Source organism: Cytobacillus oceanisediminis 2691 (assembly GCF_007678455.1).
In the GTDB taxonomy this organism is placed as follows: domain Bacteria; phylum Bacillota; class Bacilli; order Bacillales; family Cytobacillaceae; genus Mesobacillus; species Mesobacillus oceanisediminis_A.
In genome coordinates this window covers 277,243-290,554 of sequence record NZ_VEEP01000006.1, presented here as the reverse complement: position 1 = coordinate 290,554, position 13,312 = coordinate 277,243, and the positions used below count along the sequence as shown (strand labels likewise).

Annotated in this window: 14 protein-coding genes; 11 read left to right on the top strand and 3 right to left on the bottom strand. The window is 42.8% G+C overall.

The genetic code is table 11. The features are described from left to right. Positions 1-16: 16 nt before the first annotated feature. Positions 17-190 (bottom strand): hypothetical protein, encoded by a 174-nt coding sequence (locus FS736_RS24350; protein ID WP_186326790.1) that lies wholly within the window; start codon positions 188-190, stop codon positions 17-19. A 908-nt stretch (positions 191-1,098) separates the two neighbouring features. Between FS736_RS24350 and FS736_RS13990 the strand changes: the two genes are divergently transcribed. From FS736_RS13990 to FS736_RS13955, 8 genes are all read left to right on the top strand, one after another. After that, positions 1,099-3,210 (top strand): BglG family transcription antiterminator, encoded by a 2,112-nt coding sequence (locus FS736_RS13990; RefSeq protein ID WP_144478271.1) that lies wholly within the window; start codon positions 1,099-1,101, stop codon positions 3,208-3,210. Positions 3,211-3,254: 44 nt separating this feature from the next. After that, positions 3,255-3,695: a PTS sugar transporter subunit IIA gene (locus tag FS736_RS13985; protein ID WP_144478269.1), complete on the top strand. Its 441-nt coding sequence runs from the start codon at positions 3,255-3,257 to the stop codon at positions 3,693-3,695. After that, positions 3,695-3,961 (top strand): PTS sugar transporter subunit IIB, encoded by a 267-nt coding sequence (locus tag FS736_RS13980; RefSeq protein WP_144478267.1) that lies wholly within the window; start codon positions 3,695-3,697, stop codon positions 3,959-3,961. The genes FS736_RS13985 and FS736_RS13980 overlap by 1 nt, the downstream gene beginning before the upstream one ends. A 25-nt stretch (positions 3,962-3,986) precedes the next feature. After that, positions 3,987-5,282 (top strand): PTS ascorbate transporter subunit IIC, encoded by a 1,296-nt coding sequence (locus FS736_RS13975; protein ID WP_144478265.1) that lies wholly within the window; start codon positions 3,987-3,989, stop codon positions 5,280-5,282. A gap of 70 nt (positions 5,283-5,352) precedes the next feature. Then, the gene (locus tag FS736_RS13970; protein ID WP_144478263.1) at positions 5,353-6,345 is read left to right on the top strand and encodes a phosphotriesterase family protein; all 993 of its coding nucleotides are present in this window, start codon (positions 5,353-5,355) and stop codon (positions 6,343-6,345) included. A gap of 258 nt (positions 6,346-6,603) precedes the next feature. Continuing rightward, positions 6,604-7,335: a creatininase family protein gene (locus FS736_RS13965; protein ID WP_144478261.1), complete on the top strand. Its 732-nt coding sequence runs from the start codon at positions 6,604-6,606 to the stop codon at positions 7,333-7,335. Then, complete coding sequence (locus tag FS736_RS13960; RefSeq protein ID WP_395883518.1) at positions 7,313-8,047, top strand: KDGP aldolase; 735 nt, start codon at positions 7,313-7,315, stop codon at positions 8,045-8,047. The genes FS736_RS13965 and FS736_RS13960 overlap by 23 nt, the downstream gene beginning before the upstream one ends. Beyond that, complete coding sequence (locus tag FS736_RS13955; RefSeq protein ID WP_144478257.1) at positions 8,047-8,781, top strand: SIS domain-containing protein; 735 nt, start codon at positions 8,047-8,049, stop codon at positions 8,779-8,781. Before FS736_RS13960 ends, FS736_RS13955 begins: the two co-directional genes overlap by 1 nt. Before the next feature lie 455 nt (positions 8,782-9,236). Here FS736_RS13955 and FS736_RS13950 read toward each other — a convergent pair whose 3' ends face one another. Both FS736_RS13950 and FS736_RS13945 read right to left on the bottom strand, forming a co-directional pair. Continuing rightward, positions 9,237-9,998 carry an SDR family NAD(P)-dependent oxidoreductase gene (locus FS736_RS13950; protein ID WP_222125071.1) on the bottom strand — a complete coding sequence of 254 codons (762 nt, stop codon included), beginning with the start codon at positions 9,996-9,998 and terminating at the stop codon, positions 9,237-9,239. Between the two features lie 34 nt (positions 9,999-10,032). After that, positions 10,033-10,803 (bottom strand): SDR family oxidoreductase, encoded by a 771-nt coding sequence (locus tag FS736_RS13945; protein ID WP_313959726.1) that lies wholly within the window; start codon positions 10,801-10,803, stop codon positions 10,033-10,035. Between the two features lie 225 nt (positions 10,804-11,028). On the opposite strand from FS736_RS13945, the gene FS736_RS13940 reads away from it, so the two are divergent. The 3 genes from FS736_RS13940 (at position 11,029) to FS736_RS13930 (ending at position 13,302) form a co-directional block, all read left to right on the top strand. Continuing rightward, positions 11,029-11,784, top strand: a complete 756-nt coding sequence (locus FS736_RS13940; protein WP_144478255.1) for an IclR family transcriptional regulator — start codon at positions 11,029-11,031, stop codon at positions 11,782-11,784. An 18-nt stretch (positions 11,785-11,802) separates the two neighbouring features. Further along, a complete protein-coding gene (locus FS736_RS13935) occupies positions 11,803-12,783 on the top strand; it encodes a tripartite tricarboxylate transporter substrate binding protein (RefSeq protein WP_144478253.1) in 981 nt (326 codons plus the stop codon). 72 nt (positions 12,784-12,855) lie between these two features. After that, on the top strand, positions 12,856-13,302 hold the full coding sequence (locus FS736_RS13930) for a tripartite tricarboxylate transporter TctB family protein (protein ID WP_144478251.1): 447 nt from the start codon (positions 12,856-12,858) through the stop codon (positions 13,300-13,302). The last annotated feature ends 10 nt before the right edge of the window (positions 13,303-13,312 follow it).

Genomic DNA, 13,312 nt, shown 5'->3' with positions numbered 1-13,312 from the left:
TTAAATGTGTTACCACTTAAGGCAGAGAGATACTCTGTCTTCTTTCTTTTGAGCCATGGCCAAAGGGATGGTCTTGTTCCTTCATGAAAGAAGTGAATGAACGTATCCTTCTTCCATAGGACTCTCTTGAAGACTCGGGAGTATTTTTCAGTTCAAAGTACAAGTTTACTTTTTGATCATATGTATTCATGGTGTGCCTCCTGATTTTAATTTTGAAATTAAGATCAGAAGGCAGGAGGAGGCCTGGAAAGGGAATTAGTGTTATATATTTCTGTGTTATAATCATGGACGAAAAGTTCTTTTCTATTGTATTTGTTTGGTTTGGCGATTAAACAATACCATAAGAAAGGGAACTTTTTTTTTTATGCACTTTTTAACTGTTTAAACTAAACTTGGAGGCCATCGCGTAGCGATTTCGTTCTTCTGCCGTCGCGTTCGGGGTCGGAATAGTTTGGTTGAGGTTCATTGATGTTTGGAGGTTGATGGTGTAATTATCTGATTAGATCAGGAACTGTATTTGGGTGGGATTCTTACGAATTTTGACCTCATTTTTTTATATATCCTTACTGATTTTCAATTAAGTGAAATTGATGGTGGTTTTCTCTTTTTCGATATATTTTAGGTAGTACTTATCTTAATAATCAGTTTATGAAAGATTTGATGATTGTTTTCCTCTTTGTCGTTTCCCTCTTTTGAGTTGTCCTTCTACTTATCATCACTCCTTTTTCTTTGAGTCTATCTCTTAAGAAGCATGGGGACGTACCGAGGGTATGTCCCTATGCTTCTGTAATTTGTGTTAAGTTGCCAGGTGGCATGTTTTAAAAGGTCCAATTTTGCACAGAATCTTCGAGCGGCATTTGGTCTACTTTTTGCAAAGAACCCACAGTATAGTAAAGATAAGCAATTGCTAAAGCAAGTAATAATAAGATTTATAACAACACCTTGGGATGGAGTGGAAATTACTGCGCCAACCGAGAAACCTTTATAAGCTCATCTTTGCACCATGATTAGTATAATTGAGTCTGAAATTGCACAATTGGAATGCGCAATAATCAGACTGTATTGTGCAAACTAACAGGGCAAAGGAGGTGAACGCTAATGTCATTGGATCAACGAAGTAATGCCATATTGGCCTATTTGGTCCAGGCGGATTCCAATGTGCCGATCAAAGAACTTACGGAAAAATTCAAGATTTCGCGGAGGACGGTCTACTACGATATTGAAAAAATTAATTCGTGGCTTAAAGACCAGAAGCTTCCTGAAGTGAACTATGTAAGGTCTGTCGGCTTCCATTTGGAAGAGGAAGCGAGAAGTCAAATTCCAGAACTGATTGGTACATCTGCTGGTGTCTGGCACTATGAATATTCTCCCGATGAGCGTAAGGCTCTGATCGCGATTTATTTGATGGCCAGGGAGGCACCTATTTTTCTAGAGGATTTAATGGGAAAAACAAGGGTCAGCAGAAACACCACGCTGGAAGATGTTAAAGGCTTAAAGAACGAGCTATCCAGGTTTGACCTTGAGCTTAAGTCGGATCGAAAGTCCGGATACCTGATCCTTGGAGATGAAGATGATAAACGAAAGGCAATCGTGTTTTATCTTCAGCAGGTTTTATCGGATCAGAAACTGCAGACGATTATTAATCAAATTCCATTGCTTATCAACCAAAACCGTGAGGAATTGAACCTTTTTGATTTTGAAAAATTGAAAGCGGTTCACGGAATATTGGTGGAAACGGAAAAGGAACTGAATGTCGTTTTTACGGATGATTTCATGCAGAATCTTTCTTTAAGGCTCCTTTTATTCGGAAGAAGGCTCGCGCAAGGCAAGAGGATTGAAATTGATCCTGTTGAAAAAGAAGTTCTTAAGGAAGCAAGTGAGTTCGAAGCGGCAAAGGAAATAGGCGCCAAGCTTTCCAGGTTGTTTGGAGTTCATTTTCCGGAGGATGAAATATTTTATCTGACCAAGCATTTGCTAAGCTCAAGAGTCCAGTTTTCCGAAGCCAGGGATGAGAATATCTCACCTATGCTTGAACAGGTTGCTGATTCCATGGTTACAGATTTTCAAAAATATGCCTGTGTATTTTTTGAAGATATCAATGAAATCAAAAAGAATCTCCTTCTTCATATAAAACCTGCCTACTACCGGCTGAAATATGGGCTGGAGGACCAAAGTGATTCCGCTGAATTGATCAAGGACAAGTATCAGGTTATTTTTCAACTGACAAAAAAAGTTGTCCACCATCTTGAGGAGGCAGCGGGAAACTCGGCCAACGACAACGAAGTAGCACTGATTGCCACTCATTTTGGCGGCTGGATGAGAAGGGTTGACGCTAAGCCTCCGGAACGAAAAACTGCGTTGCTGGTTTGCACGAAGGGGCTAGGCACTTCCAAATTGCTGCAGCATCAGCTGGAAGGGCTGTTCTCTACTGTTGATATTTATGGAAGCGTTTCACTTCGGGAATATGAAAAAAACCTGATTGACGCCGACTTTATCATCTCGACCATTCCGCTTGAAAAAAGCGATAAGCCGGTTTTTGTCGTATCTCCGATTTTATCGGATGCTGAAAAAGAGGGACTTTTAAAAAAGGTTAATGCGTTGGTTGATGACTCGGCGCCACACCAAAAAAGGGCTTCAGCCGAGATCCTGCTTGACTTGATTGGCCAATATGCCGACATTCATAACCGAGATGCGCTTGAAAGGGAGCTGAAACGGTTTTTGTCTGCTCCCGTCCAGAAAGTGGCAACGGCAGAAAAGCCTTCTCTTGCTGACATTCTTCCTGTTGAAAACATTTTGATAAGGGAAGGGGCAAGCGATTGGAAGCACGCTATAAAGCTGGCTGCCGAGCCACTTTTGAATAAAGGATCTATCACCCGTGATTATATTAAAGCCATGATTGATTCGCTGATTAAAATGGGTCCTTATATCGTGATCGCGCCAAAATTCGCTATCCCGCATGCACGCCCGGAAGATGGAGTGAATAGGCTTGGCATGAGCCTTTTAAAACTGGACAGCAGTGTCGATTTTTCCGATAAAGGAACTCACCCGGTCAATCTTATACTCGTTCTTGCAGCTACCGATGGAGAATCCCATTTAAAGGCACTCGGTGAGCTGACGGACCTATTGGGAAATCAGGCAAATATAGAAGAAATAATAGCTTCAGAATCACCAAAAAATATTTTTGAATTACTAACAGCTCATAAGGTCTAGTTTTAAAATCAACAACTAAAATTGTAACAGAAAGGGTTTTCATCATGAAGTTTTTAGAATCCAGTCTGGTTGCCCTTGATGTGGAAGCGGCGACTCCCGATGAAGCAATCCGGGCGGCGGGAAGCCTTCTGGTGCGGGAGGGTGCCGTTGAGGAAAGATATGTCGATGCAATGATTGAATCGTACCACAATAATGGGCCATATTTTGTACTCGCTCCCAAAATTGCCCTGCCACATGCAAGGCCGGAGGATGGAGTAAGTGAAGCATCTGTTTCGTTTGTCCGCCTGAAGAATCCAGTAGTTTTCGGCAATGCAGCAAATGATCCTGTAACCTTTGTATTTGCCCTTGGTGCTTCAACAAGCGATCAGCACCTGCAAATTTTGCAAAAGCTAATGCTCCTTCTTGGAGACCAAAGCAATGTGGGAAAACTGCAACAAGCAACAAACTATAAAGATATTAAAACACTAATCGGGGGGAAAGAATAATGAAAATTTTATGTGTATGCGGACTTGGACAAGGAACGAGCCTTATTTTGCGAATGAATGTTGAAACTGTTCTGAGGGACCTTGTAATCACTGCGGACGTTGAAAATACGGATGTATCAACTGCTTCCAGCATGTCGCCGGATTATATCGTGACAAGCAATGAGCTTGCTCAGACACTTGAAGGAACTAGCTCGAAAGTGATTATCGTCAACAACTATTTCGACATGAACGAAATTAAAACGGCTTTACAGGAAAACTTGCAATAAAAAATTCTTTTAGGGGGAAAAAAGAATGGAAATAATCAAATGGGTTGCCACCAACGTCTTTGGAACACCTGCAATTCTGCTTGGTTTCATCGTCCTGCTCGGGCTTTTGCTGCAAAAGAAAAACTCAAGCCAGGTCATAAGCGGCACGTTTAAAGCTATTATTGGATTCCTGATTATCGGTGCTGGCGCAGGTGTTATTGTAAACGCTCTTATGGTTTTTGAACCAATGTGGAAAGAAGTGTTTAACCTTCAGGGAGAGTCGCTTGGCAAATTCATGGGCCAGGAAGGCTTCAATGCCAAATACGGAAGTGCGGTTACTTTAGCTATGACACTCGGCTTCCTGATCAACGTTCTTCTGGCGCGTTTTACTAAATTTAAGTTCATCTATCTTACAGGCCACATGATGTTCTGGACCACAACTATTTTTGCCGGGATTGTCGTTCATGCGGTCGGCGATGTTTCTTTTGTCAAACTGGTCATTTTCCTTGCTGTCATCATGGGTCTATACTGGACCATTCAGCCGGCCTTGACGCAGCCGTTCATGCGTAAAATTACTGGGAATGACAATATCGCACTCGGCCATACATCTGCATCTGTCGCACTTCTTGCAGCACTTGTCGGTAAAATTGCAGGCAACAAAGAAAACGATTCAGAAAAAATCAAGCTGCCAAAGGGACTTGAATTCCTTCGCGATTCAAATGTTATTACAGCATTGACAATGGGGCTGCTTTTCCTGGTTGGCGCAATCATTCTTTCAACAAAGGATACCCAGGGCGCAGCTGATCTTATGGCCAAAGCTGGGGAACAGAACTTCATCATTTACTCAATCATCCAGTCCTTCACTTTTGCCGGCGGTATTGCCATCGTGCTCCTGGGTGTAAGGATGTTCATTGGAGAAATCGTACCTGCATTTAACGGTATTGCAACAAAGCTTGTTCCTGGTGCCAAGCCAGCGCTTGATTGCCCTATCGTATTCCCATTTGCTCCAAACGCTGTTATTCTTGGCTTCCTTGGAGCCTTTGCCGGGGCTCTTATCTGGCTGCTGGTTCTTGGAAGCACTGTAAGCTACGTTTTTGTTCCAACTATGATCGTCCTCTTTTTCCACGGTGCGACTGCCGGGGTATTCGGAAACGCAACTGGCGGTGTGCGCGGCGCATTGCTTGGAGGATTCATCACTTCAACAGTTGTAGCCTGGGGACAATTCATCATGGTAAAAATGCTGATTTCAAGCACAGTGCCAGATACTGCAATGTGGGCAGCGGATTCAGACATGTTCATCCTGGGACCGATCGTCCGCTTCCTGGCTCAGCTTTTCTTTTAAAACTTGATTTAATTGAGGGTAAAGGGCATCAATAATGCCCTTTACCTATTCCATTAGGGAGGGAATCACCATGAGCTTCATACGTACGTTACGGGGGGATATTGCCCCAACCGACCTGGGTTTCACTTACTCTCACGAACACATTGTCTGCCGCCCCGCCTTTTGGCAGGAGAGGGGAGAAGACGATCTTCTTCTTGATGATAAGGAAAAATCCAAAAAAGATGTTGAGGATTTTAAAAACCATGGCGGGAAATCAATTGTGGATGCCACGGCGATCGACTATGGCCGCGACGTTCAGGCAGTCAAGGAAATTTCCGAAGAACTCGATATCCATATCGTCGGGACCGCCGGTTTCAACAAAAGCTTTTTATGGGATGCAAAAATCAAAGACGAGCTAAAGCCAATCATCGGTGATTATAAAACTTATTATGAGTGGATTGACCGTGCCACCATCAACCAACTGACTGAAGTAGTCATAAGGGAAGTTGAAGAAGGCTTGGAGGGCACTCCTTTCAAAGCGGGCCAGGTGAAATTTGGGACAGGTTATAACCGCATCACGCCGCTCGAGGAAAAAACTCTGCGTGCCGTTGCCCGTGCCCACCATGAAACAAAAGCACCCCTTCATTCTCACACAGAAGCTGGGACGATGGGTCTAGAGCAAATCGAACTTTTAAAATCGGAAGGCGTCGACTTGAATTTCATGAGTTTTGGTCATATGGACCGAAATCCTGATCCATATTACCACGAGAAGATCGCTTCAACAGGTGCCTACCTCAGTTTTGACGGCATTGCCAAAATCAAATACGCGCCCGAAAGCACACGCATCTCCTCCATCCTTGACCTTGTCAAAAAAGGCTATGAAAACCAAATCCTTGTCAGCGGTGATACAGCCCGTAAAACCTATTACAAACACTATGATTACGGTCTTGGGCTTGAATATATCATCGCAAAATGGGTACCGCGGTTCATTGACGATGCAAATCGGCAGGGGTTTGATGGAGAGGCTCTAATCCATAAGTTCTTTGTTGAGAATCCGGCTCGATGCTTCACTTTTAAAAAATAGGCTAGGTTAAACACGCGGTTGATTTTTGGTTCAGGCATTTGCTTCCCTAGGGCGGTTGAGCCGTCTAATCGGCTTCTGCGGGGTCACATCTTACCCTGCTGCTTGTGCAAGAATCAAATGCCCAATCAATTATATAACCAGTATCCTTAACACAGCTAAAAACAAAAGCCAGACAAGCATTTTCAAAGCTATAAAGGCGGCTGGCGAACTTACAATCCAGCCGTCTTTTTATTCCAGCAGAATTGGGAGGGAACAGCATTGATTTTTCAAAACGAAAACTCCTTTGAAGTGAAAGAAAAAATCGAGAAAAGCCAGATTGCGATTTTGCCGATTGGGGCGGTGGAGGCGCATGGCCCCCACCTGCCATTGGGAACAGATAACTTTTTGGCTGAGCGGCTATCCGAAAGGGTTGCCAAAAAGACAGGGGCGTTTGTCCTGCCTACATTGCCTTATGGGCAGGTATGGAGCCTGAAGAACTTTCCCGGAAGCATCAATATCAGCAATGAATCGCTGATCAACTTTCTGTTCGATATCGGAACCAGTCTGTACGAGCAGGGTTTCAAGCTGTTCGTCATGATTAACGGCCATCTTGGCAATGCTGTCGCCATGAAGGAAGCGGCCCGCAAATTATATAGTGAATATCCGGATCTTCGTGTTTTGTATTTATTTTATCCGGGAGTGAAGCAAATCACTGAAGAAGTTCGAGATGGTAAGTCAGCCCATTCCACTTACTTTCATGCCTGCGAAATCGAAACTTCCTATATGTTGTATTTGGCACCTGAGTACGTCGATATGTCACGAGCTATCACCGATATTCCGAACATCCCGCCAAGTGCAGATATCACGCCGACACCTTGGGAGGAATTCACCAAGACGGCAGTACTGGGTGATGCGAAGGCAGCGACAGCGGAAAAAGGCGAGAAAATCATCGAAGTAGCTATCGAAAATATGATCAAGCTGATTGAGGGTGCAAAAAATGGACTTAAGTAAACTAAAAAAAATAGACGACTTTCTTTTATTTAATTTTTTGGCAAAAGACAAGGAAAATGCAGCAGAAATTGTGGAAGCTGGAGAAGGCTATGTAGTTCCTGGAATTGTGGCTTCTGATTTTGAGAAAATTGAGGACGGGATTGCAAAAGTAAATGAGCTGAAGGAAGCTGCCCCGGTTGTTTCAGTAGGGCTTGGCGACAACGGCAATCCGGCGAATTGGGATAAGGTCCTTGCGATTGCTGCTGGCTCCAGCCCAGGCCATATCAACCAGCCATTTGATAAATCCAGCTATTCAAGAGGATATTTAAAGGCTCTTGGGCAGGACCAGACCGTTAACGCCCTTGTTTCTCCAAGCGGCAAGCCCGGAACAGTCAAGCTTGCTACTGGACTTGAAATGACAGTTGAAGACTTGCTGGACCTTGCATCGGCAATGCAGATTGAATCCATCAAGTTTATGCCGTTAAAAGGAATCCAGCATCTGGATGAACTGGTTTATCTGTGTAAGGCAGCTGCAGAGAAGGGAATCACTGCAATCGAGCCTGCCGGGGGAATCACTGCCGATAATATCAAGGAAATCGTCAATGCGGTCAAGGATACGGGCATCCCGGTATTTATGCCGCATATTTTCGGGTCGACAATTGACAAAGAAACCGGCAGGACTATTCCGGAGGAAGTCATCAGAATCCTAGACCGGGTAAGGGGGATGTTTTAGTGCTTAATAATTATTTTGAAAAGATCCATTTACTGCTTGAAGAAGTTATGAAATCTGAGCAAGATGCGATGGAGAAGGCAGCCGGGAAAGTCGCCGAAGCTATTATGAACGGGGGTATCATCCAGTTGTTCGGCTGCGGGCATTCCCATATCTTGACCGAGGAAGTTTTTTACCGTGCTGGCGGCCTCGTGCCAATCAGGCCTATCCTGGTTGAACCATTGATGCTTCATGAAGGTGCGTTGAGATCATCCCGGCTTGAACGCCAAAACGGCTATGCTGAAGGATTTATGAAGGAACAGGATATTCGTCCGGAAGATGTCGTGTTTGTATTGTCCACCTCTGGCCGCAATCCCGTTCCGGTTGACGTGGCCCAAGTGGCGATAGAAAATGGAGCCTTTACAATTGGCCTGACATCACTGGAATACTCTCAAAGCCAGCCGTCCCGCCATACAAGCGGCAAACACTTGTTCAATTCTGTTGATCTAGTGATCAATAACCACTCAGTGCCAGGGGACGCCATCCTTGCCCATGAGAAAGTAAAAGTACCCTTTGCCCCCACTTCAACAGTCATTGGGGCGGCGATTCTTAACGCCATCCTTGCAGAATCAATCAAAATCATGGCTGACAAAGGCTTCGAACCTCCAATCTTCCTGAGCGGAAACATCGACGGAGCTGATGCACACAACACTAGCCTGGTAGAAAAATATCAAAAAAGGATTCCATTATTATCTTAGAAAGCATAGGCGCGGTGCTCTTGTCTTATACAAGAGACAAAATAAAAAGGTGAGAAGCGTGAAGAGTATAGATTTACGCTTTTTTCCTTATTGTTTATATTAAAGGATTGAAAAAAATAAAATCGTTGTTTCATAATACAGGTAAATAGAGCGTTTTACATATAAAAACCAGTGTAGGGCCACTGGTCAAAATGGTGAAAAAATTTGGGATATCGGAACGGGTCTCAAGTACAGTTTCGGATCCTAAAATCAGTAGCTTCAGTTTTTAAAATCTCGCAAAAGAATCCAGCTTAATATGCCGCTGGATTTCTTTTGTTAAGCAGGGAGATGTGTGAAAATGAATATTGTTATTTTGAAATATTAAATTTACAAATAAAAAAACCATACACTATCACTTGTGTAAATTATTAATATATATTTCATTCTGTTAATGATTCAGTATTCCATAGTTAGAATTAATCCATCAACTGTCCACCATTTACTTCAATAGTTTCACCACATATGTAGCTTGCAAAGTCCGAGGCAAGGAACATGGCAGTACCCACAATTTCTGCAGGCAATCCTTCTCTCCCCATTGGGATGCCTTTTAAAAAGCCTTCACGAATCTCCGCTGGAGTATACTTATCCTGGAAAGGGGTACTGATTACACCTGGGCTTATGGCATTCACTCTGATTCCTGCAGGGAGAAATTCTTTTGCCATACCTTTAGTAAGTGTCAAAACAGCTCCTTTTGCAGAGGAATAATGAAGAGCACCGGGGCCTCCGCCATTCCTGGACGCGATGGAGGTAATATTAATAATGCTGCCCCCGCCATTCTGCTTCATAATTGGATAAGCCTCTTTAGAGCAGAGAAAAACAGATTTTACGTTAAGGTTGTAAGTCTGATCCCAAACTTCTTCCTGAAGTTCTGCAAATGGCATCCTTTTTACCAGGGCTCCTGCGTTATTAATGAGAATGTCTATTTTCCCGAACTCCTCTATCGCAGCCTCAAAAAGGGTTTTTACATCACTGGAAGAGGTAACGTCTGCTTTAATAGCAATGGCGGTTCCCCCAACTTCTTGTATTTCTTGAACAAGATGATCAGCACTAGCTTTGCTGTTTAAATAATTTATGACTACCATCGCACCCGAGGCAGCAAAACCTTTGGCAAACTCCGCTCCTATGCCTGTACTTGCCCCAGTGATTAAAACAACTTTATTATCGTAATTGATTTCCACTGAATAATCCTCCTAATACTATTCTTGAATAATTTTATCTTCCCATCCAGCCTCCATCTACAGTGACTACCGAGCCGGTCATATAATCGGATGCCTTCGAAGCAAGGAAAATAGAAATCCCTGTAAAATCGTCCGGCTGTCCCCACCGGTTTGCCGGGATTCGACTGAGGATAGCTTGGCTCCGGTCAGAATCTTCTCTTAATGCCGATGTGTTGTCTGTTGCTATGTATCCGGGTGCTATGGCATTAACCTGAATGCCGTACTGCGCCCATTCATTCGATAGGGCTTTTACTAACTGTGTAATCGCCCCTTTGCTCGCTGCATAGGAAGGAACATTGATTCCTCCTTGAAAGCTCAGTAATGAAGCAATAAAAATAATTTTTCCGGATTCCTGCTTGACCATCATTTTGCCGATTTCACGGCTTAAGATAAACTGTGAATCCAAATTAATATCCATTACACGATCCCAATAATCATCGGGGTGGCTTAATGCAGGCTCTCTAAGAATAGTACCTGCATTATTAACAAGAATATCAATTCTATCGAATTTAGCTTTAATATCCGAGATGAAATTGTATAAGTCATTCCTCTTAGAAAAGTCACAAGAAAAAGCGTGAAATTTCCTTCCTCTTTGTACTACCTCATTTTCGACACTGCTTCCAGATGATTCTAGTGTACTGCTTACGCCAATAATGTCAGCACCTGCTTCTGCCAGGGCAATAGCGATTGCCTTTCCTATACCTCTTTTGCAGCCAGTAACAAGAGCTGTTTTTCCTTGTAAAGAAAACAAATCATGAATGCTCAACTTTTTCTCCTTTCCGGTATCCTTTAATCCATATGGTAATCTTACCCACCACTTTAAAGCTAGATTATTAAATTAGTCAAATATAAAAAATATAAATATAAAAATAAATTTTCTGCAAATTATTTCTTTTGGTAGTATTGACACCGCTTTCATCAGTTACTATACTTAAACCATATTAAGGAATGCTGTTCCGTAATACGGAACAACCTCGAGGGGGGAGGTTAGTTGATTCAGTCTGTCAGCAGGGCGTTACACATTTTAGAAATCCTGAAAGATTATCCAAAAGGATTAGGTGTAACTGAATTAGCTCAAAAACTGGATGTAGCCAAAAGTACAGTCCATAGATTGTTAATGTCGCTTGAAGAGTATGATTATGTACAAAAGTTAGGTAAAGATAGTGTTTATCGGCTTGGTTTGAAATTCATCGAAATGAATGAGGTAGTGGTCGAAAATCTAAATATTGTGGAGGTTGCACGGCCGCTAATAGAGGGATTAAGCAAAAGCACAGGTGAGATTGTGCATTTGGTTATGCTAGACAACAACGAGATTATATACATCGATAAAGTCGAAAATAATTCCGCAATCAGGATTTATTCCCAGGTTGGAAGAAGAGGACCGCTGCATTGTACGGGTGTAGGCAAGAGTATTCTTGCTTTTTTAAGTGAACAAGAGGTCGATCGTTTGTTATCGGGCTATACAATGAAAAGATTCACTGAAAATACACTGACAACCATTGAGGAGTTAAAAACCGAACTAAAGTCAATCAGGGAAAATCAATTTTCTTATGATAACGAAGAACATGAAAAAGGGATTCGCTGTGTTGCAGCCCCAATTTTTGACCACAGGCAAAGGCCACAATTTGCGATTAGTGTTACTGGTCCGCTAACTAGAATGTCAGATGAACAACTGGAAGAAATCATTCCGAAGATGAAAGAAACAGCAGCAGAAATTTCCCGTCGGATGGGATATGTCCACTCATAAAATAGGGGGTAAATAATAATGAAAAAGTTTAAGTTTAGTTTTGTCCTTTTATCAATCATGCTCATATTGGCTGCTTGTGGTAACAACAAGGAAACTGGGGGAGATGGCAAGGAGGAAGCAGCGGATTTCCCTAAAAAAGCAGTTGAAATCATTGTCCCATATGCAGCAGGTGGAGGAACTGATACAGTGGCCCGTTCGTTTGCAGATATGGCGAAAAAGGAACTTGGAGAATCTGTAGCAGTTGTTAACAAAGAAGGTGGCGGCGGTGCAGTCGGCATGCAAAATGGTATCAATGCCAAGGCTGATGGGCATACAGTAACAATGGTTACTGTGGAGTTGCTGACATTGCCGCATTCCGGACTGGCTCAATTCTCATATAAAGATATTAAACCAGTAGCTTTATTGAATGAAGACCCTGCTGCAATCACAGTTCCTGCTGATGCACCTTACAATACGATCGAAGAATTCATTGAAGCAGCTAAAAAGGAAAAACTAAAAGTTGGGAACTCAGGAACAGGTGCAATCTGGCATCTGGCAGCTGCGGCTTTTGAAAAAGAAACTGGGGTTGAATTTAATCACGTACCATTTGAAGGTGCAGCTCCTGCGATCACAGCATTACTTGGCGGGCATGTGGATGCAGTTTCTGTCAGCCCGGCTGAGGTAAGCTCGCAAGTGAAGTCTGGCAAACTTAAGGTACTGGCCGTAATGGCAGAAGAAAAGGTTGCTTCGCTTCCAGAGGTCCCAACTTTAAAAGAGAAAGGAATCGACCTTTCCATTGGTACTTGGCGCGGTCTTGCTGTTCCAAAAGATACACCTGCGGAAGTTGTAAAGGTTCTTGAAGAAGCTTTTGGAAAAACAGCACAAAGCGACGAGTTTAAAGCTCAGCTTGAAAAAATGAATCTTGGATACCGTTATGAAAACAGTGAGGGTTTTTCGAAAATGCTTGAAGAAAAAGATCAATTATTTGGTGATTTAATCCCTTCATTGAAACTAAACTAAAAGCTTAATAACTACTAAACTCAAAAGGCTAGCATTGTCTAGCCTTTTGTAACATTGAGTGGAGGTATTACAATGATTGTGGCGAATCGTGTGATTGGCATAGGCCTCTTGTTATTGTCCGTTTATGCTTGGCTTGCTGCAAATACTTTTCCTGCGTCAATGGGACAGGGACCAGGTCCTGACTTTTTCCCGAAAATGTCGGCAGTCATACTGGGTATTTTAGCAATTATGCTTGTCTTTAAAAAAGAGGAGACCGAAGGGAAAGTCTATGCGTTTCATGGTAGATCTTCCGTTCGATCTTTTATATTAGCTTTCATCGCAATCATCTTATATGTAATTCTGATTGAATTTATCGGATTCGGGGTTTCAACTGTTTTAGTATCCCTGGCCTGGATGTGGCTAATGGGCGTTCGTAAGTGGACTACTCTGATTGGGGCGTCGTTAATTATTAGTGCAGGAATCAGTATCATTTTTGAATACCTGCTCGGTGTGCCGATACCTCATGGCATTCTTTATTAAAGGGGGCATG

Coding starts and splice junctions, on each gene's coding strand:
- FS736_RS24350 (WP_186326790.1), bottom strand. CDS start 190: ATGAATACATATGATCAAAAAGTAAACTTGTACTTTGAACTGAAAAAT.
- FS736_RS13990 (WP_144478271.1), top strand. CDS start 1,099: ATGTCATTGGATCAACGAAGTAATGCCATATTGGCCTATTTGGTCCAG.
- FS736_RS13985 (WP_144478269.1), top strand. CDS start 3,255: ATGAAGTTTTTAGAATCCAGTCTGGTTGCCCTTGATGTGGAAGCGGCG.
- FS736_RS13980 (WP_144478267.1), top strand. CDS start 3,695: ATGAAAATTTTATGTGTATGCGGACTTGGACAAGGAACGAGCCTTATT.
- FS736_RS13975 (WP_144478265.1), top strand. CDS start 3,987: ATGGAAATAATCAAATGGGTTGCCACCAACGTCTTTGGAACACCTGCA.
- FS736_RS13970 (WP_144478263.1), top strand. CDS start 5,353: ATGAGCTTCATACGTACGTTACGGGGGGATATTGCCCCAACCGACCTG.
- FS736_RS13935 (WP_144478253.1), top strand. CDS start 11,803: ATGAAAAAGTTTAAGTTTAGTTTTGTCCTTTTATCAATCATGCTCATA.
- FS736_RS13930 (WP_144478251.1), top strand. CDS start 12,856: ATGATTGTGGCGAATCGTGTGATTGGCATAGGCCTCTTGTTATTGTCC.